At 69.0% G+C, this 25,858-nt stretch carries 17 protein-coding genes and 1 pseudogene; 7 read left to right on the top strand and 11 right to left on the bottom strand.

Going from position 1 to position 25,858, the window contains the following annotated elements; translation table 11 throughout:
- Window positions 1–398: 398 nt before the first annotated feature.
- Window positions 399–1,343, bottom strand: a pseudogene (locus tag KF907_RS15405) (glycosyltransferase); the annotation flags it as partial.
- A gap of 1,073 nt (window positions 1,344–2,416) precedes the next feature.
- Between KF907_RS15405 and mrcB the strand changes: the two are divergent.
- The 5 genes from mrcB (at window position 2,417) to KF907_RS01865 (ending at window position 11,936) form a co-directional block, all read left to right on the top strand.
- A complete protein-coding gene (gene mrcB, locus KF907_RS01885; protein ID WP_291217604.1) occupies window positions 2,417–4,678 on the top strand; it encodes a penicillin-binding protein 1B in 2,262 nt (753 codons plus the stop codon).
- Window positions 4,671–5,360 (top strand): tetratricopeptide repeat protein, encoded by a 690-nt coding sequence (locus KF907_RS01880; protein WP_291217602.1) that lies wholly within the window; start codon window positions 4,671–4,673, stop codon window positions 5,358–5,360. Before mrcB ends, KF907_RS01880 begins: the two co-directional genes overlap by 8 nt.
- Before the next feature lie 12 nt (window positions 5,361–5,372).
- Entirely contained in the window at window positions 5,373–7,289 is a 1,917-nt protein-coding gene (locus KF907_RS01875) for an ATP-dependent DNA helicase (protein WP_291217600.1), read from the top strand.
- Entirely contained in the window at window positions 7,286–8,887 is a 1,602-nt protein-coding gene (locus KF907_RS01870) for a tetratricopeptide repeat-containing sulfotransferase family protein (protein WP_291217597.1), read from the top strand. Before KF907_RS01875 ends, KF907_RS01870 begins: the two co-directional genes overlap by 4 nt.
- Before the next feature lie 244 nt (window positions 8,888–9,131).
- Window positions 9,132–11,936, top strand: a complete 2,805-nt coding sequence (locus KF907_RS01865; protein WP_291217595.1) for a S8 family serine peptidase — start codon at window positions 9,132–9,134, stop codon at window positions 11,934–11,936.
- A gap of 147 nt (window positions 11,937–12,083) precedes the next feature.
- Here KF907_RS01865 and KF907_RS01860 read toward each other — a convergent pair whose 3' ends face one another.
- Complete coding sequence (locus tag KF907_RS01860; protein ID WP_291217593.1) at window positions 12,084–13,466, bottom strand: L-serine ammonia-lyase; 1,383 nt, start codon at window positions 13,464–13,466, stop codon at window positions 12,084–12,086.
- 128 nt (window positions 13,467–13,594) lie between these two features.
- On the opposite strand from KF907_RS01860, the gene KF907_RS01855 reads away from it, so the two are divergent.
- A complete protein-coding gene (locus tag KF907_RS01855) occupies window positions 13,595–13,843 on the top strand; it encodes a glutaredoxin family protein (RefSeq protein ID WP_291217591.1) in 249 nt (82 codons plus the stop codon).
- Window positions 13,844–13,949: 106 nt separating this feature from the next.
- Here KF907_RS01855 and KF907_RS01850 read toward each other — a convergent pair whose 3' ends face one another.
- The 5 genes from KF907_RS01850 to KF907_RS01830 all read right to left on the bottom strand — a co-directional run bounded on the left by KF907_RS01850 (window position 13,950) and on the right by KF907_RS01830 (window position 18,607).
- The gene (locus KF907_RS01850) at window positions 13,950–15,314 is read right to left on the bottom strand and encodes a GTP-binding protein (protein WP_291217588.1); all 1,365 of its coding nucleotides are present in this window, start codon (window positions 15,312–15,314) and stop codon (window positions 13,950–13,952) included.
- 22 nt (window positions 15,315–15,336) lie between these two features.
- Entirely contained in the window at window positions 15,337–15,882 is a 546-nt protein-coding gene (locus KF907_RS01845) for a YceI family protein (RefSeq protein ID WP_291217586.1), read from the bottom strand.
- Window positions 15,879–16,454, bottom strand: a complete 576-nt coding sequence (locus KF907_RS01840) for a cytochrome b (RefSeq protein WP_291217584.1) — start codon at window positions 16,452–16,454, stop codon at window positions 15,879–15,881. Before KF907_RS01840 ends, KF907_RS01845 begins: the two co-directional genes overlap by 4 nt.
- Window positions 16,438–17,055 carry a YceI family protein gene (locus KF907_RS01835; protein WP_291217582.1) on the bottom strand — a complete coding sequence of 206 codons (618 nt, stop codon included), beginning with the start codon at window positions 17,053–17,055 and terminating at the stop codon, window positions 16,438–16,440. The genes KF907_RS01840 and KF907_RS01835 overlap by 17 nt, the downstream gene beginning before the upstream one ends.
- 61 nt (window positions 17,056–17,116) lie before the next feature.
- Window positions 17,117–18,607, bottom strand: a complete 1,491-nt coding sequence (locus KF907_RS01830; RefSeq protein WP_291217580.1) for a GTPase — start codon at window positions 18,605–18,607, stop codon at window positions 17,117–17,119.
- 183 nt (window positions 18,608–18,790) lie between these two features.
- Between KF907_RS01830 and KF907_RS01825 the strand changes: the two genes are divergently transcribed.
- Entirely contained in the window at window positions 18,791–22,312 is a 3,522-nt protein-coding gene (locus KF907_RS01825; protein WP_291217578.1) for a two-component regulator propeller domain-containing protein, read from the top strand.
- 104 nt (window positions 22,313–22,416) lie between these two features.
- Here KF907_RS01825 and hemE read toward each other — a convergent pair whose 3' ends face one another.
- From hemE to KF907_RS01805, 4 genes are read right to left on the bottom strand one after another with little or no spacing between them, the layout of a single operon-like run.
- Window positions 22,417–23,478 (bottom strand): uroporphyrinogen decarboxylase, encoded by a 1,062-nt coding sequence (gene hemE, locus KF907_RS01820; RefSeq protein WP_291217576.1) that lies wholly within the window; start codon window positions 23,476–23,478, stop codon window positions 22,417–22,419.
- A gap of 10 nt (window positions 23,479–23,488) precedes the next feature.
- On the bottom strand, window positions 23,489–24,379 hold the full coding sequence (locus KF907_RS01815; RefSeq protein WP_291217574.1) for a hypothetical protein: 891 nt from the start codon (window positions 24,377–24,379) through the stop codon (window positions 23,489–23,491).
- On the bottom strand, window positions 24,369–24,629 hold the full coding sequence (locus tag KF907_RS01810; protein WP_291217572.1) for a WGR domain-containing protein: 261 nt from the start codon (window positions 24,627–24,629) through the stop codon (window positions 24,369–24,371). Before KF907_RS01810 ends, KF907_RS01815 begins: the two co-directional genes overlap by 11 nt.
- 58 nt (window positions 24,630–24,687) lie before the next feature.
- Complete coding sequence (locus tag KF907_RS01805) at window positions 24,688–25,689, bottom strand: TraB/GumN family protein (RefSeq protein ID WP_291217570.1); 1,002 nt, start codon at window positions 25,687–25,689, stop codon at window positions 24,688–24,690.
- Window positions 25,690–25,858 lie beyond the last annotated feature (169 nt).

Genomic DNA, 25,858 nt, shown 5'->3' with positions numbered 1-25,858 from the left:
CGCAGCGGCGCAGTGAGGCGCCACGAGCGGCTGGCGATGATGCGCTGGTAGGCCGGCTTGAGCTCCTGCAATTCGCTGTCGAGCGCCTGCGCCCAGGCCGTGCGTGATTCGAGTTCCGCGCGCACGCCGACCAGCTCGCGGTCGAGGGCATGGCCCCAGTCGCCGCGGCGGGCGCTTTCCGCCTGCACCGCCGCGAGTTCGCTGGCGAGTGCAGCGATCCGGACCTGGCTGCATGCAAGCTCGGTCGCGCCCGCGGCAGCCTGCTGGCTGTCCAGGTCGAGCAGCGTCGCCCGCGCGCGTGGCGCGGCTGCGATGCTGCCGAGCACGCGCGCGTAACCGGTGGCCATGTCGGCGAGGTCGGGCTCGTGGCGGTCGGCCAGCGTTGCGCGCATGCGTGCCAGCTCGTCGCGGTCGGCCGCGATCGTGCGCACGCGCGCGGCGATCGCCGCTGCATCGGGCTCGACGAGAAAACCGTCAACGCCGTCCTCGATGCGTTCGGCCAGTGCGCCGATGCGCGTGGCGATCACCGGCAGGCCGAGCGAGCGCAGCTCCGACAGGGTGTAGCCGAAAGTTTCGGCCACCGTCGGCAACAGCAGGGCGGCATCGGCCGCGATGGTGGCGAGCAGGGCCGGCAGCTCGGCGCGTGCGTAGTCGAGCACGATGTGCACGCCGCCACGGCCGAAGAACGCATGTGCGTCGGCCCCGGCACCGAGCAGGAACACGTCGGCGAACGGCGTCAGCGCGGGCAACAGGTGTTCGAGCAGGTCGGCGCCTTTGCCGGCACGCACGCGGCCCAGTATGAGCAGGCGCAGGCGCTCGCGTGCCGGTGGTGCGGGCAGTCGCGCGTTCGGCTCCGGCCAGGCGGCGAGCCCGTGCGGCACGATCGCATGCTCGAGCGAGGCGAGTTCGGGGGCGAGGATGAGATCGTCGGCGAGCGCCGAACGGCTCGGCGCGACGAGGATCGTGCGCGCTTCGACCAGAGCGCCCGAGCAGGCGTCGCGCAGCGACTTCCAGTAGCCGGCATCGTGCCGGGTGAACACTGCGGTGTGCGCGGACGCGGTGAGGTCGCGTTCGCGCTGCGCGTCGTCGAAAGCCAGCGTGCGGTCGCCGAAGTCGCGGTGCAGGACCGGCCACAGCGGATAGTGGTCGTGCACGATGCGCACGGTCGGCAATCCGGTGCGCAAGACATCGAGGCTGTGGCCGATCAGCGAGGAGACGATGATCGCGCCGACCGATTGCGTACGGATGATCTCATCGAGCAAGGCGGCATAGGCCGGGTTCCGTTCGTCGGTGTCGGCGATCGCCACGGGCAGGGCGATGCGGCGCAGTGCCGGACCATCCATTGCGCCGTCGTGCAGTTCCAGCCATTCGCCGTGGCGCTTGCGCGCGTGGCTGCCGCGCGCGATCAGCACGCGATGATTGGCCGGTGCATGGCTCGCGCAGAAATCGCGCACCCAGCGCTCGGCGCCGCCGCCCCAGCCATGCAGCACGTGCAGGAACACCGGCTTGCCGTCGAGGCCGGCGAGCGCGGGCGTGGCCGTGGTCGGCAGCATGGCGGCCAGCGCTGCGCGCAGGCCGGCGAAGGGTGAGGGTGGCAGTGGGTCGCGTGGGTCTGTCGGCTCGGTCGCGGTCGAACTGATCGCGGCTGGGCTGCCGACGAACAAGTGATCGAGCGTGACCCTGCGTCGACGCTGCGGGGCATGGCCGGCGAGCGCTTCGCCATGCCAGGCGCTGGCCAGCGGCGAGATGCCGTCGGTGTCGACGAGGCGCCGTGCGGCGCAGGCATGGCAGAGCGCATCGAGGCGCGCGCTCGGAACGCTGGCCGCCATGCCGGCGGGTATCGGCGAACGTGCGGGGTCGAGCAGGTCGAGTGCCCCGGCCGCGAGTACCGTTGGTTCGGCGAGTGCATCGAGCAGGCGGGTCAAGGCGAACGGCGGCAGTTCCGCATCGCTGCGCACGAGGACGAAGCAGGAGGCATTTGCCTGCGCGGCCAGTGCGGTCGCCAGTGACTCGGCCGATTCCGCCGCCAGCGTCGACAGGCGGGTCGCGTCCTCGATCGCCAGCGCCGCACTCGCACCGGCCAGCACGAGCACATGGTCGGCGGGCATCTGCGCGCGCACCGCGGCCAGCCACGAAGCACTGCAGGCCGTCGTGCCGTGCACGCACAGGCACGAGCGTGGCGAAAGCGGTGTGGACACGATGATCCCGGTCGGAAGCGGCCGGCGATTATCGGGGATTGGGCGGTCGGGGAACAGGGAAGGTGGCGCCTGCCGGAGTGAGTCCATGGTGGGCGCCGGTCGCACGGATGGGCGGTGCGACGAGCGCCACGCCGCTCCGCCCGGACGATTCGGCATTCCCCATTCCCGGCTCGGCTACACTGCACCGGCATTTTCACCGGATTGGCCTTTCCCCTCGCGTGTCGTCCTTTCTTCGTCGTCTCTGGCGCCTGCTGCGCGCGCCGCTGTGGCTCGCCGTCGGTTTTGCCGCGGGCTTCCTCGTGCCCTATGTCGCCTACCTGGATCACCAGGTGCGCGCGCGTTTCGACGATCTGAGCTGGCAGATCCCGAGCCGCGTACTCGCGCGTCCGCTCGCCCTCGAACGCGGGCAGCCGATCAGTGCCGAACTGATCGAGCTCGAGCTGGCCGCTGCGCGCTACCGCCGCGACGAGCGCGCCGCGCTGCCCGGCACCTACGTGCGCGACGGCGCGCGTTTCGTGGTCTACCGTCGCGCCTTCGTCGGCCTCGACGGCAAACATGGCGCGCGCCGTTTCGCCATTGACCTCGCCGGCACGCGCATCGGCGCGCTGATCGATGCAACCACCGGTGCCGCGATCGCCACCGAACAAATCGATCCGGCACGCATCGCCACCTTGTACGGCACGACCCAGGAGGAGCGTCGCGTCGTCCAGCTCGAGCAGTTGCCGACCTTGCTCGTGGCCGGCCTGCAGGCGGTCGAGGATCGCAGTTTCAAGCACCATCACGGCATCGACTTGACGGCGATCCTGCGCGCGGCCTGGGCGAACCTGAGCGCCGGGCGCGTCGTCCAGGGCGGTTCGACGCTGACCCAGCAGCTGGTCCGGAATCTTTACCTCGACCGCAGCCAGAACGCGCTGCGCAAGATCAACGAGGCGCTGCTCGCGCTGATCATCGAGTATCGCTACGACAAGCGGCGCATCCTCGAGGCCTATGTCAACGAGATCTTTCTCGGCCAGCAGGGCGGCCAGGCCATCCACGGTTTCGCCGCCGCCAGCGAGTTCTGGTTCGGTCGCGACGTGGCCACGCTCGGCCCGGCCGAGATCGCCCTGCTCGTCGGCATGGTGCAGGGGCCGAGCTGGTACGACCCGCGCCGCGCACCACAGCGTGCACTCGAACGGCGCAATCGCGTGCTCGGGCAGTTCGCCGAGACCGGCCTGATCGATGCCAAGCTGCTCGCCAGCTCGCGCGCGCAGCCGCTCGGTGTGGTCGCGACCGGCGCCCTGCCACGCAACCGTTTCCCGGCCTTCCTCGACCTCGTGCGCGCCCAGCTCGCGCGCGATTTTCCCGAGACAGGCATCGACGCGGCCGGTCTCACGATCCACACCACGTTGGCGCCGTCGAGCCAGCTCGTCGCCGAAGATGCGCTGAAGCGGACGCTGGAAACGCTTGGCCCGAGCCAGCAGGCGCTCGAAGCCGCGCTCGTCGTCACCGGCGCGCGTGATGGCGAAGTGGAAGTCCTGGTCGGCGGACGTGAAGCGGATGCGCAGGGATTCAACCGTGCGCTCGATGCGCGCCGGCCGATCGGCTCGCTGGTCAAGCCCTTCGTCTTCCTGGTTGCCCTGGCCCAGCCGCAGCGCCATTCGTGGGCGTCGCTGATCGATGACGCGCCAGTCAGCCTGCCGCAGCGCGACGGCACGCGCTGGACGCCGAAGAACGCCGACGGCGAGGAGCATGGCACGGTCAACCTCGCCGACGTGCTGGCCAACAGCTGGAACCTCGCCACCGTGCAGCTCGGCCTGCGTCTCGGCGTTGATGCGGTGCGCGGCCTGCTGCAGTCGTTGGCGCCGGACCGCACGATCAACCCGAATCCGTCGTTGCTGCTCGGTGCGGTCGAGCTGAGTCCGCTCGACGTCGCCCAGCTCTACCAGTACTTCGCCGCCGACGGCCATGCCCTGCCGCTGCGTGCCGTGCGCGGCGTGGTCGACAAGGCTGGGCGGACGCTGTCGCGCTATGGCACCAAGGCCGGTGCCGGTGACTATGTGACCGCCGCGCGCCTCGTCAACTGGGGCATGCAGCAGGTCGTCGAGCGCGGCACCGCGCGCGCGATCGGCGTCGCCGGCCTCGGCGATCGCCACATCGCCGGCAAGACCGGCACCAGTGACACGCAACGCGACGCCTGGTTCGCCGGCTTCGATGGCAGCCGCCTCGGCGTCGTCTGGATCGGCCGCGACGACAACAAGCCGACTGCGCTGTACGGCTCGACCGGCGCACTGCGCGTGTGGATCGACTTGTTCAAGCGCCTGCCGGGCCAGGATCTGGTGATTCCCGAGGACGGCATCGAAACCGTCTGGATCGATCCCTCGACCGGCCAGCGCAGCGACCAGAGCTGCCGCAGTGCGCGACGCGTGCCTTTTGCGGCCGGCTACGCGCCGCGCGAGTGGCGCGAATGTGCGGGCAGCGAGGGGCGGCGCAGGGATGAATGAGGTCGATTTGCGGGAGCGGTTTCGGCCGCGATCGTTCCCCTGCTTGCATCGCCGCCCCGGGCGCGTCGCGACCGAAGCCGCTCCCGCAGGCTTCATGCGGTTTTCACGCGGCCGCCCGCATCCTTGTACGCTTTCCGCCAGTCCCCGGTACCGTTCCATCATGACCATCCTTCGACCGACCGCTCTGCTCACCCTGACCTTCCTGCTGGCTGCATGTTCGTCGACGTCGCCGACCGGACGGGTGTCGGCGCGGCCCGACGTTGATCGCACTGCCGTGGTTCAGGCGATCCGCGCGAGCGGCGATGACGCCGATTCCGCCCTGCAGGTGACGCCGCTGCGCGATCCGGCAGTGGAGGGGTACTTGCGGCAGGCCGCCGAGGCCGAACGCGAGCGCCGCTACGACGACGCTTTCGCTGCGATCGCGCGCGCACGCAAACTGGCGCCGGACGCGCCGGACCTCATCCAGTTCGAGGCCGAGATCGAATTCCTGCGCGGCAACGTCGTCCAGGCCGAGAAGCTCGCCTACGAGAGCTGGAAGAAAGGACCCCAGCTCGGCGCGCTTTGTGCGCGCAACTGGCAGACCTCGGTCGAGGCGCGTCGCATCTTCAACGATCCTGGCTATGAGGCGACGGCGGCGGCGAAACGCGACGCCTGCAAGGTCAAGCGTCCGGTTCGGCTCTGAGGCCGGTGCGGCGTGGACGAATCCGTCGAGGCATTGCTCGGTTCCGATGGCCCGTTCACGCGCGAGGTTCCGGGGTTCGTGCCGCGCGCCGTGCAGCAGGCAATGGCTGCGGCGGTTGCCGCGGCCATCGACGAACGCCATGCGCTGATCGCCGAAGCCGGTACCGGCACCGGCAAGACCTTCGCCTACCTCGTGCCGGCGCTGGTGTCGGGCAAGCGCATCATCGTCTCGACCGGCACCAAGGCACTCCAGGATCAGTTGTTCCACCGCGACCTGCCGCGCGTGCGCTCGGTGCTCGGCGCGCGCCTGTCGACTGCCCTGCTCAAGGGGCGCGCGAACTACCTCTGCCTGCATCGTCTCGATCAGGTGCGCAAGGATGGCCGCCTCGCCTCACGCGAGGAAGTCGCCCAGCTCGGCACCATCCACGCTTGGTCGACCAGGACCGCGAGCGGCGACCGCGCCGAACTGGCTGACGTACCCGAGGATTCGCCGCTGTGGCCGCGCGTGACCTCGACCACCGACAACTGCCTCGGCAGTGAATGTCCACTGTTTGCCGAGTGCTTCGTCGTGCGCGCGCGCCGCGCCGCGCAGGAAGCCGACCTCGTCGTCGTCAACCACCACCTGCTGTTCGCCGACCTGGCGATCAAGCAGGAAGGCTTCGGCGAGATCCTGCCCGGTGCGCAGGCCTTCATCCTCGACGAGGCGCACCAGATTCCGGAACTCGCCGGCCAGTTCTTCTCGATCAGTCTCGGCATGCGCCAGCTCACCGAACTCGCCCAGGACGCGCTCGCCGAGTGCGCCGGCGTCAGCGGCGCGCTGGCCCTGCTGCAGCCGGCGATCGATCCGCTCATGCCGGCGCTGCGTCGCCTGCGCCTCGAACTCGAGCGACTCCCGGCGAAAGGTGCCTTCGCGCTGATCGAGCGCGATGCCGCGGCAATGCAGGAACTCGAAGGCCTGCGCGAACTGCTCGGCGCGCTCGCCGATGCGCTCGAACGACATGCCGAACGCAGCCGCGGCCTCGCCTCGGTGCACGAACGCACGCTCGGCTTCGCCGCGCGGCTTGCCCACCTGCTCGACAGCAGTGCGCGTGATGCCGTGCACTGGTATGAACTGACGCCGCATGGATTCACGCTGCATGCGACGCCGCTCGACCTCGCCGGTCCGTTGCGCGAGCTGCGCGAGCAGAGCCATGCGGCCTGGATCTTCACCTCGGCGACGCTTTCCGTCGATCGCCAGTTCGGACATTTCGCGCGCCAGCTCGGCCTCGACGATCCGCATACGCTCCTGCTCGACAGCCCATTCGACTATGCCAGCCAGGCCCTGGCCTGGTTGCCGACCGGCCTGCCCGAACCGGCCGACCCGACTTACACCGATCGCGTGGTCGAGGCCGTGTTGCCGGTGCTCGAAGCCTCGAACGGTCGCGCCTTCCTGCTGTTCACCTCGCATCGCGCGCTGCGTCGCGCCGCCGAGCGTCTGGAGGGGTGCGTTCCGTACCCGCTGTTCGTGCAGGGTACGGCGCCGCGGCATCGACTGCTGGAGGGCTTCCGTGCCTCCGGCAACGGCGTCCTGCTCGGCGCGGCGAGCTTCTGGGAAGGTGTCGATGTCGCTGGCGAGGCCTTGAGCGTGGTCGTCATCGACAAGCTGCCGTTCGCTGCACCGGACGATCCCGTGCTGGTCGCCCGCCTCGACGCGCTGCGCGAAGCCGGTCTCAACGCCTTCACCGAATGGCAGGTGCCGAACGCGGTGATCGCGCTCAAGCAGGGCGTCGGCCGCCTGATCCGCGACATCCACGATCGCGGCGTGCTCGTGCTCTGCGATCCGCGCCTGACCGGCAAGGGCTACGGCAAGGCCTTCCTCGCCAGCCTGCCGCCGATGCCGCGCACGCGCCGCGTCGAGGAGGTCGTCGCCTTCTTCGCGGAGCCGTCATGAGCGCGCGTTCACCCAAGGCGACGGGTGGCGACCGCCTCGATGGACTCGATGGCGCATGGCGTGAACGCGTCGCCATGGCGACCACGGCCCTGCGGCACGCTGCGCCACGGGAGGCTGCACCCCATCTGGACGCGGTCCTGCGCACTGCACCGACCCATCCGGAAGTGCTGCGCCTGCGCGCGCTGGCCGATCTGCATCTCGGCGATGCGGCACGCGCTGTCGAACGCCTGCGCACGGCTTATGCCGGCTGGCCCGATGACGGCCTCGTCGCCACCCAGCTGGGCGGCGCGCTCGCCCAGACCGGCGACCTGGCTGGCGCCGAACGCTGCTTCCGCGCGGCCTGCACGGTCGAACCCGGGCTCGTCGATGCCTGGTACAACCTCGGTCTCGTCCTCGAGGCGCGTAACGCCGGCGCCGAGGCGCGCGCGGCCTTCGCGCATGCGGTCGCGCTGGCACCGGGTCACGCGCCGGCATGCCTGCGCCTGGCCGAGCAGGAACGGATCGGCGGCGATCTCGCCGCCGCCGAAAAACTGTGGCGCGCCGTGCTCGCCAGTGCCGCCGATTCGGTGCCGGCCTGGGTCGGCTTGGCCAGCCTGCCCGCCTGGCGGCCGGATGCCGGCGAACTGGCCCAGGTGCTCGCCCTGCGGGGATCGTCGCGCGTGCCGCCGGCACACGCGACCAGTCTCGCCTTTGCCTGTGCGACCCTGCTCGAACGCTGCGGTCGTGACGACGAGGCCTTCGACGCATACCTGCTGGCGAACAGGCGCAAGCGCGGCGAAATCCGCTGGGACGCGTCGGCGGTCAGCGCCCTGGTCGACGCGATCCTTGATGCCTTTCCCGAAACGAGCGCCGAACCACCCAGTGGGCCGGGCGAGGGCATCGTCTTCATCGTCGGCATGCCACGTTCGGGCTCGACCCTGCTCGAACAGATCCTTGCGTCGCATTCGATGGTCGCTGCGGGAGGGGAGCGCAATGCGCTGTCACGCCTTCTGCACGCCGAGTCGCTGCACCGTCGCCGACCATTCCCGCAGTGGGTGGCGCAGGCCACGCCAGTGGACTGGCAGCGGCTCGGCGCGCGCTATCTGGCCGAGGTCGGTGACCTGCGCGGTGGCCAGTCCTTGCTCACCGACAAGACGCTGAGCAATTGGCAGCTCGTCGGCGCGATCCGGCGCATGCTCCCCGGCGCACGAATCATCGAATGCGTACGCGATCCGCTCGACACGGTGTGGAGTTGCTTCCGTCACCATTTCGCCGAAGGGCAGGGCTTCAGCTACGACCTGGACGAACTGGTGGCGTTCCACCGCGACTGCACGCGCGCACTGCGCACCTGGCGCGGGCGTCATCCGCAGGCCCTCGTCCACCACGACCATGACGCGCTGCTGCGTGAACCCGAGGCGGCGATCCGTGCCGTGCTCGACGCCTGCGGTCTGCCGTTCGACGCGGCCTGCCTCAAATTCCACGAAACGCGCCGCGAGGTGCGTACCGCCAGCGCGGCGCAAGTGCGCATGCCCTTGCAGCCACCCGCCAGCCCGGCCCGCCGCCATGCCGCGCGGCTGGCCGAGGTGGCGAAACGGCTGGAGGACAGGGGCGAGGCGTGAGCGGCCATTGATCCTGTGCGCCGCCACGGGACGTGCCGATCAACCCCGCGAAGGCCGGGTCGACATCGCGGTGGGGGTATCGGCGGATCGCTGCCGGCCTCTGCCGCATAGCGAATTGCCGCGCCCACGGGCCGATGCTATAACTCCGCGGATCAGGTCGGGCGCGGTTGCAACCTTTTCCTGCATGTCAAAGCGGTGACCCCGTCGCGGGTCATCTTTCTGGGGTTCTGTCTTGGGGTCTGTCATGCGAAATTCACTTCGTGTCAAAACGCTGGCCGCGGTCGTCGTCGCCAGCCTCGGCGGCATGGCCGCTCCGACGGTCTGGTCGGTGGCCACCGTCACTGATGGTCAGGCGCGTGCGGTGGAAACCTCGCCTTACCAGCTCTACATGATCCGTTTCGGTGAACCCGGTGCGCTCGAATACCGCGGTGGCGTCGGTTCGCTGCAGGCGACGGCGGCGCCAGCCGACGGCAGCGCCCGGTTCGATGCGAAGAGCGAAGCCTCGCGCGCCTACCGCGAGTACCTCGAACAGCGCCAGGCCGAGTACATCGAGGGCATGCGCTTGCGCGTCGGACGCGATGTCGAGGTTCCGCATACCTTCCAGATTACCCACAGCGGCATCTCGGCGCGATTGACGGAGGCCGAGGCCGCTCTCGTGGCCGCGTTGCCCGGCGTGACGAGTATCGAGCGCGATCGTGAATTCGAGCTCGACACCTTCCGTGGTCCGTCCTTCATTGGCGCGCAATCGATCTGGGGCGCAGCCGAGCCGACACCGGCAACCGCCGCCCAGTTCGGCAAGGGCATCGTCCTCGGCGTGATCGACTCCGGCGTCAACTCGACGCTGCCCTCGTTCGCCAACGACGCCCGTTGCGGTTTCAGTGCCGCTGACCCGAAGATGCGCAGCATGCGCGACTGCTCGTCCAGCTCGGGCGGCGTCTGCACCGGCCCGAATGGCACTGCCGACGCGACCGGCCACGGCACGCACACAGCAAGCACCTCGGGCGGCAACGTCATCAATACGTCGGTCACGCCGCCGCCGCTGATCCCGGCACCTTATACCCAGATCAGTGGCGTTGCCCCGTGCGCCACCCTGCGTACCTATCGCGTCTGCGAGACGAACAGTTGCAGTGGTGCCGCGCTGGTGGCGTCGTTCAACAATGTCCTCGTTGACGGCGACATCGACGTCATCAACTTCTCGATCTCGGGCGGCGGCTCGCCGTGGAACGACAACGACCGTACCTTCCTCGATTTCGTCAACAATGACATCTTCGTTTCGGCCTCGGCCGGCAACACGCGTGCGGAGACCCCCAATCCGGTCGGCAACGTCAACCATCTCGGTCCCTGGGTGATGTCGGTCGCCTCGTCGACCCATGATGAGAACCCGTACGGCGGCGAGATCTCGGCGGCTGGCCCGGGCACGCCACCGGCCAACACGCAGAACATCGCACTCAACATCGCCGGCGTGAACACCGGTACCGCGGGCATCTACCCGATCCGCTACAACCCCGCCAACGACATCGGCTGCACGTCGACTGGCGGCTTCCCGGCCAATTTCTTCTCGGGTGCGGTCGCGCTGATCCCGCGCGGCAGCTGCACGTTCGAGGAGAAGCTCAACAACGCCGCCGCCGCCGGCGCCGTGGCCGGCATCATCTACAACAACACGGGCGGCGCCCTCAACATGGCGATCGGCACGGCGTCGCTGCCGTCCTACAGCATCCTGCAGGCCGAAGGCCTCGCCTTGCGCGCCTTCATCGATGCCAACGGCGTCACGCCGACCACGGTCAACTTCACGCCTGCGGCGAAGATCGCCGACATGCTGTCGTCGTTCAGCCTGCGTGGTCCGAGTCGCCCGATCGCCGCCGACCTCACCAAACCGGACATCACGGCGCCGGGCGACAACATCTACGCCGGCTACATCGCGCCGAACAACTACGCTTACCTCGGCGGCACCTCGATGTCGAGCCCGCACGTGGCCGGCGCCGGTGTCCTGGTGCGCGCGGCAAGGCCGAGCTGGACGCCGATGATGGTCAAGTCGGCCCTGCAGATGACGGCCAAGCGCAATGGCGTGAAGGAAGACGGCGTGAGTCCGTGGCATCCGGACGACGTCGGCAGTGGCCGCGCCCAGGTCGACAGGGCGGTGGCGGCTGGCCTTGTCATGAACGAGACCTATGCGCGCTTCGTGGCGGCGAACCCGAGCGGTGGCTCCATCAACATGAAGGAGCTCAACCTGCCGTCGATGCGCAACATGAATTGCGTGCCGAACTGCACGTTCCAGCGCACCTTCACCAGCACGCTCGGCGCCGCATCGACCTGGAACATCACCTCCGAGTCGGACTACGGTGTCACCGTCACGCCCTCGCCGGCGAGCTTCACGATCGGCGCCGGCGGCACACAAGTGGTGAACTTCACTGTCGAACTCGACGACTACGGCCCAGGCACGCAGTTGCCGAACACGCCGGCCTTCGGGTATGTGGTGCTGACGCCGACGGTTGCCGCGGTCTCGCCGGTCGAGCACCTGACCGTTGCCGTGCGCGGCACGCGCGACGGCATCTTCAGGGATGGCTTCGATCCGGACGAGGTGGTCGATCCCGATATCGTGGTGGTCGACAACGTCAATTTCACGGTTGCGCAGAACGCGACCGGCAGTTCGATCAACTGGCTGACCAACACCACCTGCAGTTGCGATGCTGGCGACTACCACTTCAACATCTGGCAGAGCGGTGGTTCGGCGGCGTTCTACTTCGTGACCCAGACCCCGGCGAACACATATGGTGGCGTGTCATCGGGTGGCGCGTACAGCGTGCTCACCTCGGGAGCGGTGATCGGACCGGCTTCGACATTCATCGCCAGCACCTCAATCGCCGCGTCGGCCAATTGGCGCTCTGCCAGCAACGTCGACGGATATTTCGGCTTCCGCTTCTATAACACCGCCACGAGCCAGGTGAACTACGGCTACGCGCGCATCACGACAACGGGTACCAGCGGGTATCCGGCAACGATCGTGAGCTATGCCTACAACAGCGCGGGTAATCCGATCACGATTCCGTAGTCGGTATCAGTGACGCGGCCACGGCGCAGAGACCGTGGCCGCAGCACCTCTGAACGGGCCGCCATGCGGCCCGTTCCTTTTTCCGCAGCGCGGGTTCGACGAGGGATTGATCAGAGCATCCCGAGGTACGCGGCGGTTTCGTCGAGCTCAGCACTCGATCACATTCACCGCCAGCCCGCCGCGCGAGGTTTCCTTGTACTTGTCCTGCATGTCGCGGCCGGTGTCGCGCATGGTCTTGATGACCTTGTCGAGCGAGACGCGGTGCTTGCCGTCGCCGCGCATGGCCATGCGCTGGGCGTTGATCGCCTTGACCGAGCCCATCGCATTGCGTTCGATGCAGGGAATCTGCACGAGGCCGCCGATCGGGTCGCAGGTGAGGCCGAGGTTGTGCTCCATGCCGATCTCGGCGGCGTTCTCGACCTGGTAGATGCTGCCGCCGAGCGCGGCGGTGAGCCCGCCGGCGGCCATCGAGCAGGCCACGCCGACTTCGCCCTGACAGCCGACCTCGGCACCCGAGATCGAGGCGTTCTCCTTGTACAGGATGGCGATCGCCCCGGAGGTCAGCATGAACTCGATGATGCCGTCCTCGTTCGCATTGGGGGCGAAGCGGTCGTAGTAGTGCATGACCGCCGGCATGATGCCGGCCGCGCCGTTGGTCGGCGCGGTGACGACGCGGCCGCCGGCGGCGTTCTCTTCGTTGACCGCGAGCGCGTAAAGGTTCACCCAGTCGAGGATGGTCAGCGGGTCGCGCAGGGCAATCTCGGGGCGCGAGCAGAGTTCCGCGTACATCGCCGGGGCGCGTCGCTGCACCTTGAGGCCGCCCGGCAGGACACCGGGTTCGCGCAGGCCGCGTGCGACGCAGCCTTTCATCGCCGCCCAGATTGCCAGCAGGCCGGCGCGGACCTCGGCTTCGCTGCGCCAGACCTTTTCGTTCTCGAGCATCACCCCGGCGATCGACAGCCCGTTCGCTTCGCAGCGTTCCAGCAGCTCGTCGCCGGAATGGAAGGGCAGGGGCAGCGGCGTCGTGTCCGGCACGATGCGGTCCTCGGCCGCCTCGTCGTGGTTGACGACGAAGCCGCCGCCGACCGAGTAGTAGTCGCGCGTGGCCAGTTCGCTGCCATCGGCGGCGTACGCGGTGAAGCGCATGCCGTTGGTGTGGTAAGGCAGTTTCTGGCGTTTGTTGAAGATGAGATCGGCCTTCTCGTCGAAGGCGATTTCGTGGCGGCCGCCGAGCAGCAGGCGCTTGTCCTTGCGGATGCGCGCCAGCTTGGCTTCGATGATGTCCGGGTCGATGCGGTCCGGCCACTCGCCCTCGAAGCCGCACAGCACGGCCTTGTCGGTGCCGTGGCCGCGCCCGGTCAGGGCCAGCGAGCCGTACAGGTCGGCCCGCACGCGCGCGGTCCGTTCGAGCACGCCGCGCTCGTCGAGCCAGCGCTGCACGAAACGCGCCGCCGCACGCATCGGTCCGATCGTGTGCGAGGACGACGGACCGATGCCGATCTTGAAGATGTCGAAGACGCTGATGGACATGATTTGCGCCAAGGACCGCGATGCGCGGATTCTACGTCGTTGCGACAAGGGCGCGGACATCGGCAAGGTGACGCCCTTTCGTCACCCGGCTAGGATCACGTCGCGATGCGTGCATCACCCGAGGATCCATGAGCGTGCCAACCCGCGGCCTGCTGAAACTCTATGTCACCACCGATTGCTGCCTGTGCGATGAGGCCGTCGACGTGCTCGCGCAGGCGCATGCGCCGGACTTCGAATGCGTCGGCATCGACGGCGATGCCATGCTCGAGGCACGCTACGGTGCGCGCGTGCCGGTGTTGTTCGCCGTTGCCGATGGGCGCGAGCTGGATTGGCCGTTCGATGCGGCGGCGGTCACGGCATTTCTCGGTCGCGGCTGAAGCCGCCCACGGAAGATGGGGGAATCGGGAACAGGGAAGGCAAGAGCCCTGCTTGTGACCACTCCCTATTCCGTGTTTCCCGTTCCGGGCGCCTCCAGGAGCGGCCTCAGCCACGATCGGAGCCGCGCAGGCGCGCGAGGATCTCGTCGCGAGCTTCGCGCAGGATCGAGTCGCGGTCGAGGCTTTCGACGATGTCGCGGACGACACGTTTGGGGCCTTGCTCGCCCCAGGACTTGCCGGCGGCCAGGTAACGCTCGGCGGCGCGGCCGACCAGTTCGGTCGCGTACCAGGCCAGCGCGCCCTGCGCGCCGGCGGTGAGTACGGTCGAGACGCCCGCGCTCAGGCCCTTGAGTGCGGAGGCGACGAGGTGGACGCCCCAGATCGCGCCCATCAGCGCGGCCAGTTGGGCGCAGATCGTCGCGATCAGACCGCCGGCCTCGCGCTGCGTCAGCGGCAGGCCGTACACGCGCGCCAGGTGCATGACCAGGCCGGCATCCAGCGCGCCGGCGGCGAGCAGGTCGGCGACCGGTACCGGATTGAGGGCAACGGCGAGACTCTTGGCGATGCAGTACTGGCGGATCACCTTCGCCGCGATGTCGCGACGCGCCTCGACGATGCGCGTGCCGATGTCGTCGCTGACGCGGCCGGCGAACAGGCTGGCGTTGAGCGCGGCCAGGGTTCGGCCCTCGCGTTCGACGATCGCGGCGAGGCGTTCGCGCAAGCGTTCGATGTCGGGTGCGCGTTCGATCGTCTCGGCGTGCTCGCGACCCTCGGCATCGCAGCGCAGGCGGCGCAGCGGTGCCGGGCTCGCGCTGGCCGCGACCACGTCACCGGCGTTGACGAGCCCGGTGACGTGTTCGCGCAGCCGTGCGAGCAGCCGCTCACGTTCGTCGTCGCTGTAGCGGTCGGCCTTGTTGAGCACGAGCAGCAACGGCCGTTCGGTGCGCGCCAGAACGCCCAGCGCGTCGCGTTCGCGCACGGTCATGTCGCCGTCGACGACGAAGATCACGAGGTCGCTGACGGCGGCAACCTCGAAGGCGAGCTTCTCGCGCGTCTCGCCATCCAGCTCGTCGATGCCGGGCGTATCGATCAGGTGCACGCCGTTGCCGGTGAAGGCGCGCCACGCTCGTGGTGTCGCTGCACGGGTGGTGCCGTGCAGAACGCCGACTTCGAACGCCTGCTCGTCGAGCAGGGCATTGGCCAGGGCCGACTTGCCGACGCTGACGCGACCGAATACGGCGATGTGCAACTCGTCGTTGTCGAGCTTGCGCAACATCGCCTCGAGGCGGGCGAAGTCTGCCGCGAGTGTGCGCCGCACCGGGCCGGGAATGCGTTCGTCCGTGAGCAGGGCGCGCAGGCTGTCGGCGGCCTGCGCGTGGTGATCCTGGCCGCCATTGCCCGTGCCGGCGGCGGTGTCGCCGCGTCGCAAGCGGCGCGTCAGGCGGGTCCAGAGACTGCTGCGGTCGGTCATGCAGCAAGAGTAGCCGCCGCGCCTACTTGGCGGTCAACTCGAGCCGCCCGGTCACCGCCACGTCATTGCCGATCGTCGAGGTATCGGCGTAGTCGCCGCTGCCGACGTCGAAGTCCAGGCGCTTGAGAGTGGTCGTCACCTCGAGGGTGGCCGTGTCGCCGGACGCGGCGAACTTCACCACCAGGCTGACCGGCTTGCTCGTGCCCTTGAGATCGAGCGTGCCGTCGGCAATGACGGTGTCGCCGTTCCTGCGGAAGCCGGTGGTCGTGTAATGGGCCTTCGGAAACTTGGCCACGTGGAAGAAATCCTTGCCGGGCAGGGATTCGTCGCGGTCGCTGTCACCGGTGACGGCGCTGGCGAGGTCGATGTCGACATCGAACTTCGAGTTGGCCAGATCATCGGCGTCGTAGCGGATCGTGGCATCGAAACGCTGGAATCGACCATCGAACTTCTCGCCCTGGAAATCGGCGCGGAAGCCCAGCGTGCTGTTCGCGCCGACGCTGTAGTCGACGGCGAACGCGGGTGCGGCGAGCATGGCCACGAGGGCGAGAATGAGCGACTTGTTCATGGTGCATCTCCGGGAGGTGTTGCGCGCAGGCGCGCGAACGGCAACATGCGGCGCAGGGTGTCGTCGCGCTCGAAAAAATGATGCAACAGGGCGCCGCCGACATGGGCGGCCAGCACGACGACGAGCAGCCAGAACAGCCAGACGTGCACGCCGATCGCCAGTTGCGCGAGGTCATCGCTCTTCTCGGCCAGGGCCGGCAGGTTGAACTGCTTGAACCATTGCAGTGGATAGCCGCGCGCCGAATTGTAGATCCAGCCCGACAACGGGATCGCCAGCATGAACAGGTACAGCACTCCGTGCACCGCATGTGCGGTGATGCGCTGGATGCGCGGCATCGGCAGGTCGGCCGGGCGACGGTCGAAGAAGCGCCAGGCCAGGCGCAGCACGAACAGGGCGAGCACGGTCAGGCCGATCGACTTGTGCAGCGCGAAGGCATTGAGCTTGGCCATGCCGCGCTCCATGCCGGTCATGACCAGGCCAAGCACGCCGGCACCGACGATGCCGAGCGCCATCAGCCAGTGGAACGTCTTCGCCACGCCGCCCCAGCGGCGTTGGTCACTGCGCAATGTCATCGTTGTTCTCCTTTGCGTTGCGGCCGGTGCGCACGGCCTCGATCTCGATGCGCAGATCGACCTCGGCGCCGACGGCGTCACGGTAGCGTTCGATGCCGAAAGCGAAGCGGTCGAGCTTCGCGCGGGCGCTGAAGCCGACCTTGTGCTTGCGCGTGTAAGGGTCGCGACCGACCCGGTTCAGGGTCGCCTCGATCGTCAGCGGCTGCTCGCGACCGTGCAGCGAGAGCAGGCCATGCACGCGCAGGGCATTGGCGCCGGTCTGCTCAACCGCCGTGCTGCGGAAGCGCGCGCCCGGCCAGCGATCCGCGTCGAGGAACTGTGCGGACCTGACGGTCGCGGTCCATTTCGGCTCGCCCATGTCGAGCGTGTCGAGGGCGATGGTGACGTCGATCGAGGCCGTGCTCCAGTCCTCGGGGTCGAAGGCAAGGCGGCCGCTGTCGACGCGGGCGCGGCCGATCGCCTTGGAGAAGCCGAGATGGTCGACGAAGAACACGACCTGGCTGTGCACCGGATCGAAACGCCACGTCGGCACCTCGCTGGCCGGTGCCAGGGAGCACAGGAACAGCGATGACAGCAATGCAGGAATGAGCGGGACGCGCATGCGGCGAGCTTGGCAAAAAGCCCCGGCGCATGCCACTCGACAGTTCGTTTCCGGCGCGGAATCAATCTCCGCGCTCGCGCAGGCTGTCGAGGGCGAGGCGGGCCACGCGCTCGATGCGTTCGCCCGCCGGTTCGGCGAGCAGGCGCTTCACGTGCGCTTCGGCGCTGGCCTGGTCGAGGCGTGCGTGCTCGGCCAGGGTCAGGGCGACCGCGCGACCGACGCTGTCGAACACCAGGCCATAGGCGATCGCGTGCAGCACGCCGCCACCGAGCGTGCCGAGGCCGGGGAAGGCCTTCAGCGCATTTCCGGCAATCGCCAGCACGATCGCGCTGGCATTGCGCACGCTCAGGCCCAGGCGCGTGAGCAGGGCTTCGACATCGAGTTCGCGCACCGGCACGTCGTGGATGCGCGCGAGTTCGCGCACGAGGGCGGTGCCGAGTGCGCCCTGGATCAGGATGTCGCTGCCCGGCGCGACCGCGGCGAGTGCACCGACCACGGCGCGGCGCGTGTACTTGGCCACGGTCGCTTCCGATTCGCGCGCGGCCAGTTCGCGCGACAACTCGCCGGCGCGTTCGTCGATGCGCGCCAGCACGGCCGCTTCGCGCGCCGGTTCGAGCGCGGCGGCACCGCCGGCGGTCAGGCGCGCGAGTGCCTTGCGCAGCTCATCGACATCCGCCGTACGTTCGCGCTCGACGCGTTCACGGCGACCATCGGGCAGGTCGCGTTCGAAACGCTCGAGGCCGCCGCCGGCGGCGCCGACGATCGCCTGCACCTGCTGGCCATGGCGTTCAGCGAAGCGATGCAGCAAGGCGCGGCGTTCGTTGCTGTCGTACTGGTCGAGCTTGTTGAGCACGAGCACGAGGGGTTTGCCGAATCCGGCCAGCCAGCCCAGTTCGGTGGCCTGTGCACGGGTCAGGTCGGAGGCGGCAACGTAGACGACGGCGTGCGCGCGCAGCGCCTCGTCGCGCGCGAGCTGTTCACGCTGCTGGCCGTCGATCTCGCCAGTGCCCGGGACGTCGGCGAGCACGAGCACGCGGCCATCCGGCAGTTCGCCGCGGAAGTGATGGACTTGGCGCGTGGTCCCGCCGATCACGTCGATGTCGGTCGCCGCGGCCGGCGCCAGCGCACGCACCAGGCTGGACTTGCCGGTGCTGATCTCGCCGAACACGGCGACATGACAATCACCTTCGTGACGGCGGCGATCGAGTTCGGCGAGTTCCTGCTCGAGGCTGGCTGCATCCTCGCTGCGCATGCGCAGATCGGCGACCCGCGCCTCGATCTCGGGTCGACTCGGCAGGCTCGCCGGATCGCGCCGCGCATGCCGGCGCGGAGCCGGACGCAGCAGCTTCCAGGCGAGCGCGCCGATTCCTGCAACCGCCACGGCCAGCACGCCCAGCAATGGCAGTCGCGCATACCACGGCAAGGCTGCCAGGCGCTCGGCCAGTTCGAGCAGGCTGTTGACCGTGCCGACCGCAAGTCCGACCAGCGCGGCCGCGCCGAGTGCGAGCACGACGAACAGGACGAGGCGCAATGGCAGGCGGTTGCTGGACATGCGCGGATGGTATCGGTCCGCGATCGGGGATGGGAAAGCCGGAGTGCGGAATCGCCCTCGCCAGCGGGCCCGCCGCGCGCACCACGGCTGGGCGGCGTCGGGCGCTTGGGTGGCGTGCCTCGCGCCATCCCGAAAGTCGGTCCGCATGCAACAATCCCGCATCGCCGCGAAGGAGTGCCGACGATGAACCGGATGCTCGCTGCGCTGTTCGGGTTGGCGATGGCCATGCCGGTGCTGGCCGTACCGCCGGGGCCGCCGCGCTTCCATGTGCTGCGCACCACCGACGGCTTGCCGTCGAACATGCCGCAGGTGATCCGACAGGACCGCGAAGGCTATCTGTGGATCGGCACGCGGCATGGGCTGGCGCGATACGACGGTATCGGGTTCCGTCACTGGCTGCACGATCCGCGTGATCCGGCATCGTTGTCCGGCAATGGTGTGGTGGCCTTGCTGGTCGACCGCCACGGGCAGCTGTGGTGCGGCGTCGAGGGTGCCGGGGTCAGCCTGATGCAGGCCGATGGGCGCTTCCGCCACTTTCGGCATGTCGTGGGCGATGAACGCTCGCTCGGCAGCGATGACGTGCTCGCGCTCGCCGAGGATGCGGATGGCGCGATCTGGGTCGGCACCTATCTCGGTGGCCTTGCCCGTATCGGTGTCGACCGACGCGTCCAGCGATTCGAGCATTCTGCGGAAACGCCCGCGGGCCCGCGCTCGAACTTCGTCCTCGGACTGGCCGTCGACGCGTTGGGCCGATTGTGGGTCGGTACCGATCGTGGCCTCGACGTGCGCACTTCGGACGGACGCTGGACCGCCGTGGATCTGCCGCCGGATGCGGCCAGCATGGTCGGCGCGTTCCTCGCCGAGGATGACGGCAGCATGCTGGTCGGCCTGCGCGGCGGCGTGGTGCGCGTGCGTGACGATCTCGGCGTCGAGGGCAGGGTCGGCGCGCCGGTCAATGCGACCGTCACCGCACTGGTGCGTGAGCGCGATGGTCGCCTGTGGGCGGCGACCAGCCAGCAAGGCCTGTTGCGCGCCGAGGGTGATGGCTGGCAGGTGTTCGCCGCCGGCGATCACGCGCCGGATGATGTACCCGGCATGCGCGTGTTCGATGCGATGCGCGACCGCGAGGACAACCTGTGGTTCGCCTTCGCCGATGGTGGCGTCGCGCGGTTGTCACCGTCGGTGCGGCGTTTCGCGGTCTGGCGGCACCGGCGCAATGCAACGGCGAGTCTCACCCACAGCCGCCTCGCTGGCGTCGCCGCCGATCCACGCGGTGGTGCCTGGATCGTTTCCGCAAACCATGGCCTCGACCACGTTGCAGCGGATGGCACGGTTACGCGGCACGGCACGCGCATTCCCAACGACGCGGCGTTGCGCTCGATCGCCGCAACCGACGGGCAGGTCTGGATCGGGCGCTGGCGCGGCGTGTTGCGCTACGCGCCGGACGGCGGACAGGTCGAGGAAATCGCCGTCGGCGCGGCCGAAGGCGTGCTGCCGGAAGCGCCGGTGGTGCTGCTGCGCGTGGCACCCGATGGCGCGGTCTGGGCGGTCGCGCGAGGTGGCGGTGTCAGCCGCATCGATCCGCGTACGCGCGCCGTGCGCACCTGGGCACCGGCGTTCGGCACGCTCGGCCACGCCGACATCACCGCGCTGCGCTTCGATCGCGATGGTCGGCCGTGGACCGTCGGCAGTCGTGGGTTCGAGCGCTTCGACGTGGGCGCCGACCGTTTCGTCAGCGTCGGTACGGTGCAAGGTGCACCGATCGAGGCCTTCGATTTCGCCGCCGATGGTTCGATCTGGCTGCATCGTCTCGGTGCGCTCGAACGGTATCGAGCCGGCGCACGCGGGCTCGAACGTGTCGATGCGTTCGACATCGACGACGGCTGGCCATCGATGGAGGTGCGCGACATCCATGTTGCGTCCGACGGCGAAATCTGGGTCGCCGGTTACCAGGGCTTGTGGCGCGTCGAGCCGGTGCTGCGGCGCCTGCGCATGTACGGCGAGCACGATGGCCTGCCGAGTGCCGAGCTGGTCGGCGGCCCGCTGGCCGCCAGTGCCGACGGTACGCTGTATGCGGCCACGCTCGGTGGCCTGGTCGCCTTCGATCCGCAGGCGATGTCCGAGGGCGCGCCCCCGCCGGTGCGCATCACGTCGGTGTCGCTGCGGCGCGACGGTGCGCTGCTCGAGCTCGATATGCGCGCAGCGCCGCTCGTGCTGCGCCACGACGATCGCGACCTGCACGTGCAGGCGCGCGCCTTGTCGTTTGCCATGCCGGGATCCCATCGCTACGCCTTCCGCCTGCAGCCGGACGAGTCCGACTGGATCGACGCAGGCAGGGGCGGTGAACGCACGTTCTCGCAGTTGCCGGCCGGTACGCATGAGCTGTCTGTGCGTGTGAGCAATGCGGACGGCCGCGGCAGCGAGCTGGCCACACCGCTCATCGTGCGCGTCACCGCGCCACCGTGGCGACATCCGTTGGCGTGGGTTGCGTATGCGCTCCTGGTCGCGCTCGCTGCGATCCTCGTCTGGCGCATGCAGCATCGTCGCGTCGAACAGCGTCACCGCCTGGCCCTGGCTGAGGAACGGCGCGTGAATGCCGAGCGTCTGGATGCCGCGAAATCAGCCTTCCTCGCCGACATGAGCCATGAGATCCGCACGCCGATGACCGGTGTGCTCGGCATGGCCGAATTGCTACAGCGCAGTCATCTGGATGCGCGCCAGCGCGAGTATGTCGATGCGATCGCGAGTTCCGGTGAACTGCTGCTGCGCCTGGTCAACGACAGCCTCGATCTCGCCCGCATCGGCGCAGGGCGTCTCGTGCTCGAACCGCGCCCCTTCGATCCGCGCGCCCTGGTGCGCGATGTTGCCGCGCATGGTCGCGCTCTGGCCACGCGCAAGGCGCTCGAACTGCGCACCGAGGTAGCCGCCGACATTCCGTCCTGCGTGCGTGGCGATGCTTTGCGCCTGCGCCAGGTGTTGCTCAACCTGGTGCACAACGCGCTCAAGTTCACCGAGCATGGCGGTGTCGAACTGCGCCTCTCGCGCACCCCGGACCAGCTCGTGTTCCACGTCGCCGACAGTGGCCCCGGCCTCACCGAGCGGATGCGCGAGCGCCTGTTCCGGCGTTTCGAACAGTCCGACAGCGCCGCGGGGCGCTTGGGCGGTGCCGGCCTCGGTCTTGCCATCGCGCGCGAACTGGTCGAGCTGATGGGCGGGCGCATCGGTGTCGATACCGAACGTGGCCACGGCAGCCTGTTCTCGGTCGAAGTGCCGCTCGAGCTTGTCGACAGCCCGGACATGCCCGCTCCAGCGGAGCAGGCAGGCCGCGCCGGAAGCCTGCGCATACTCGTCGTCGAGGATGATCCGACCATCGCCCGCGTGCTCGTCGACCTGCTCGGCGCGTTGGGTCATCGCGCAAGTCATGTTGGCAATGGCCTCGCCGCACTCGCCGAGCTGAGCCGGGTCGAAGTGGATCTGGCCCTGATCGACCTCGACCTTCCGGGCATCGACGGCCTGCAGCTCGCACGTCTGTTGCGCGAGCGCGAGGGCGACAGCGGAAAGCGCCTGCCACTGCTTGCGCTCAGTGCCAGCGCCCACGGGGACGAGGAAGATCTGGTCCGCGCAGCCGGCATGGATGGTTTCCTGCGCAAGCCGATTGCGGCCCACACGCTTGCTGCGGCGCTCAGCTCGTGGACGCCCATGTAGGAGCGCGTTCGCGGGCGATCGGGCGATCTGCGTGTTGTTGGGGAGAAGCCTCGCCCCTGAAGGGGCTCCTGCGGAAGAACGGAGGGATGGCTTGCGCCCATTCCCTATTTCCCATTCCCCATTCCCCGCCCGTATTCGTGCACCGCATCCACCAGTACCGCCACATGCGCCGGGTCGATGTCCGGCGTGATGCCGTGGCCGAGGTTGAAGACATGGCCCGGACCGCGGCCGTAGCTGGCGAGGGTGGCCTGGACTTCGCTGCGGATCGCTTCGGGTGAGGCATGCAGGGTGGCCGGGTCGAGGTTGCCCTGCAGGGCAACGCGGTCGCCGACGCGTGCACGCGCCTCGTCGAGGCCGATCGTCCAGTCGAGACCGAGCGCGTCGCAGCCGCTCGCGGCAAGACCTTCGAGGTGGCCGTTGGCGCCCTTGGAGAACAGGATCAGCGGCACGTCGCGGGCGCGCGGGTCGGCCTTCACCAGCGCGGCGACCTGGTGCAGATAGCGCTGCGAGAATTCGCGGAATGCGGCGGGCGCGAGCAGGCCGCCCCAGGTATCGAACACCTGCAGGGCCTGCGCCCCGGCCTCGATCTGGGCAAGAAGATACGCGGCGACGGCACGCGCGTTGACATCGAGCAGACGGTGCAGGCTGACCGGGTCGTTCCACATCATCGCCTTGGCGCGCGCGTAGCTTGACGAGCCTTCGCCTTCGATCATGTAGCAGGCCAGGGTCCATGGGCTGCCGGCAAAGCCGATCAGCGGCGCGCGGTCGCCGAGCTCGCGGCGGATCAGGCTCACGGCATCGGTGACATAGCGCAGGTCCTGCGCCGGATCGGGCACGCCGAGACGCGCGATATCGGCGGCACTGCGCAGCGGGCGCGCGAACTTCGGGCCTTCGCCTTCGACGAAGTGCAGGCCGAGACCCATCGCGTCGGGCACGGTCAGGATGTCGGAGAACAGGATGGCCGCGTCCAGCTCGAAGCGGGCGAGCGGCTGCAGGGTCACTTCGCAGGCCAGCTCGGGCGTCTTGGCCAAGGCGAGGAAGCTGCCGGCGCGCGCGCGCGTGGCGCGGTATTCGGGCAGGTAGCGGCCGGCCTGGCGCATGATCCATACCGGCGTGGTGTCGACAGGCTCGCGCCGCAGCGCGCGCAGGAAGCGGAAGTCGTTCATCGGGAATCCGTCATGGGGAAATCAGTTCGGTTTGCAGCGGCCCGACGCGGCGCGGCCAGACGGCGTTGCCGGTGAATCCAGCGGGCAGCCTCGCGCGAGCGGCGCGTGCCGCATCGACATCGGCGAAATCGGACCAGAACAGGCGCCAGGTCGTGCCGTCGGGCGTGCGCAGGGCGACCAGATACAGCGTGCCGTCGAGCAGACCGGAAGCGTCGGCGATGGCTAGCAGTGCTTCGCGCCGGACGGCGTGGGCGAGTTCGAGCGTGTAGCGGCGTGCATCGAGCCGGCGGAAGGCCTGTGCATCGGCCAGTGCCGGCCCGGTTGCCGCGGATGGAGCCGGCATCGCCTCGATTGGCGCGGGCGGCGGGGGTTCGTCATGCTGTGCCGACACGGTCTCGGTGACGGCCTCGATCAGCGGAGGCTCGATCGGCGCTTCGGCGGTGCGCACCGGCTCAGCAGAGGGCTGGGCTTCGGCAGCGGACACATCGACGGCGCTCGAGGGCCTTGCAGCGGCAGCAGGTTCCGCAGCCGCCGAAACCTGCGTCGAAGCCGCGTGGGCCGGCACGGTTTCCGACTGATCGATGTCGCGTGCCGGTGTCGAGCGCAGATAGTTTGGCAACGAGGCCGCGCGCGCGGATTCCGCCATGGCGGCGGGACGGTCCGGTTCGGCAGGATGGGACATGTGCGCAGGCGCCGACGGTGGGTTGCGCGGTATCCGGTCCACCCGGTCGGTGACCGGATCGGCTGCACCGGTGGCCTTGTCGTGGCACTCGAAGCGCCGGCCGTCTGCGCTCGGCTCGCAAATGCGCTCGCGACCCGGCTCGAAAGCGCTGGCCAGCATCGGCAGCAGGGCGCAGGCCGCTGCCGCCAGCCAGCGCTGCAGTGGCGTGTCAGTTGCCATGGGGACCGTCGAAGCCTTGGCTGAACATCACGCGAAAGCCGCGCTTGACCTGCGCGTCGCGCGCGCTCTCGAAGGCGGCGACGGCGCGATCGCGTTCGAGGTAGATCTCGCGCTTGCTGCTGGTGCGCCCGCCCTGCTGACCCCACTCGCGATAAAGCGTCCAGCCGCCGAGCAGATCCTGCTGGAGGACGATCTGGTAGTAGCGGGGCGCCTCGCTGCTGAGGGCCGGCGTCTGCATGAAGATGCGCATGCGCCGATTTTAGCCGGTATTCGAGCGCGCACCGCAGGGCGCGTTGACGCGTGCCGGATCAGGGCGGCGGCTCGATGTCCACGCCGAGCGTGCGCAGGTGTTCCAGAAATCCGCCCGCTTCAGTCAGGGTGACCACGCCGAGCGAGGCGAAGCTGGTTGCGTGCCGGGTGAGGGCCTGATCGACCGCATCGAGCCAGGCCTGGCGCACCTGGTCAGGCAGTTCATCGATACCACGCTGTTCGGCGACGGCCGAGCGCATCAGGGCATCCTGACAAGGGCGGTAGTGATCGACGTAGGTCAATGAGGCCAGCGCTTCGACGTCGCCGATGGCCCAGGCGTTGGCGCGCTGGCGCAGCACATCGAGCCCGCCCTCGACCAGGTCGAGGGTCTTGCGCAGGCAGTCGAGGTCGTCGAGCGAGGCCTTCTTGAACTCCTTGATTGCCGCTCGTGCCTTGTCGATCTTCAGAACAACGCCGGGTTCGGTCATCGCGACCTTTGCGCGTTTCGCCGCGCGCCGCACGACCGGCGTGACGATGTCCTTGAAGCTCAGGCCAGCCTGATCGATCGCCGCCTCGAACAGTTCGAACGCGGCGAACACCGGCCTGCGGTTCTCCACACCCTTGTCGCGCGGCAGGTAGCGTTGCCGCAGCACGCTCCAGCGCGCATGCAGGTCGGCCGGGATGACGTCGGCGAGCGTCTTGTCGTCCGGGTTGTTGCGTGCGCCTATCAGTGACGGCGCCAGCAGCAGGCCGCCGAGCAGGCCGCCCTTGACGTTTATGCTGGCGTGCGGCGGCATGATGACTTCGCCGGATTCGGCGATCACCGCCTCGACGTCGCGCGAGAGCCAGGTCATGTCTTTCGGCAGTGGTCGCGTCGTGCCGAGGATCCACAGCACGTGCCCGTTGCGCGTGACTTTCCACAAGCCCGGTCCAGGCTGCTCGCCGCTGACCACGACGGCCTCGAGCACGGCGGGCTCGGCCGCCGCCGGCTCCTGCGCTGGAATGCCCGGTGAAACACAGGCGACGGTCAAGCAGGCGAGCAGGCGAACGATGGTGGACACAGGATTCTCGTGAGTGGGTGCAGGCGCGGGGCGCGCAGCATAGGCAAGCGCGCGTCCTTGCGTGTAAAGCGGGCGTTGGCGCGTCACCCCGTCGCGGGATATCAAAAGGCCGGGGCCGTCCTGCGCAGGCTCAGCCCGGCGTTGCGCCGGCTCGACGGACGGCCAGTCT

The sequence above is a fragment of the Dokdonella sp. genome (assembly GCF_019634775.1).
In the GTDB taxonomy this organism is placed as follows: Bacteria; Pseudomonadota; Gammaproteobacteria; order Xanthomonadales; family Rhodanobacteraceae; genus Dokdonella.
The sequence above is the reverse complement of the archived record's forward strand: the minus strand, read 5'-3'. Positions and strand labels throughout refer to the sequence as shown.

Excerpts from the sequence above, each read along its gene's own strand:
- KF907_RS01880 (WP_291217602.1), top strand. The coding sequence starts at position 4,671 with ATGAATGAGGTCGATTTGCGGGAGCGGTTTCGGCCGCGATCGTTCCCC.
- KF907_RS01870 (WP_291217597.1), top strand. The coding sequence starts at position 7,286 with ATGAGCGCGCGTTCACCCAAGGCGACGGGTGGCGACCGCCTCGATGGA.
- KF907_RS01865 (WP_291217595.1), top strand. The coding sequence starts at position 9,132 with ATGCGAAATTCACTTCGTGTCAAAACGCTGGCCGCGGTCGTCGTCGCC.
- KF907_RS01860 (WP_291217593.1), bottom strand. The coding sequence starts at position 13,466 with ATGTCCATCAGCGTCTTCGACATCTTCAAGATCGGCATCGGTCCGTCG.
- KF907_RS01855 (WP_291217591.1), top strand. The coding sequence starts at position 13,595 with ATGAGCGTGCCAACCCGCGGCCTGCTGAAACTCTATGTCACCACCGAT.
- KF907_RS01850 (WP_291217588.1), bottom strand. The coding sequence starts at position 15,314 with ATGACCGACCGCAGCAGTCTCTGGACCCGCCTGACGCGCCGCTTGCGA.
- KF907_RS01845 (WP_291217586.1), bottom strand. The coding sequence starts at position 15,882 with ATGAACAAGTCGCTCATTCTCGCCCTCGTGGCCATGCTCGCCGCACCC.
- KF907_RS01840 (WP_291217584.1), bottom strand. The coding sequence starts at position 16,454 with ATGACATTGCGCAGTGACCAACGCCGCTGGGGCGGCGTGGCGAAGACG.
- KF907_RS01835 (WP_291217582.1), bottom strand. The coding sequence starts at position 17,055 with ATGCGCGTCCCGCTCATTCCTGCATTGCTGTCATCGCTGTTCCTGTGC.
- KF907_RS01830 (WP_291217580.1), bottom strand. The coding sequence starts at position 18,607 with ATGTCCAGCAACCGCCTGCCATTGCGCCTCGTCCTGTTCGTCGTGCTC.
- KF907_RS01825 (WP_291217578.1), top strand. The coding sequence starts at position 18,791 with ATGAACCGGATGCTCGCTGCGCTGTTCGGGTTGGCGATGGCCATGCCG.
- hemE (WP_291217576.1), bottom strand. The coding sequence starts at position 23,478 with ATGAACGACTTCCGCTTCCTGCGCGCGCTGCGGCGCGAGCCTGTCGAC.
- KF907_RS01815 (WP_291217574.1), bottom strand. The coding sequence starts at position 24,379 with ATGGCAACTGACACGCCACTGCAGCGCTGGCTGGCGGCAGCGGCCTGC.
- KF907_RS01810 (WP_291217572.1), bottom strand. The coding sequence starts at position 24,629 with ATGCGCATCTTCATGCAGACGCCGGCCCTCAGCAGCGAGGCGCCCCGC.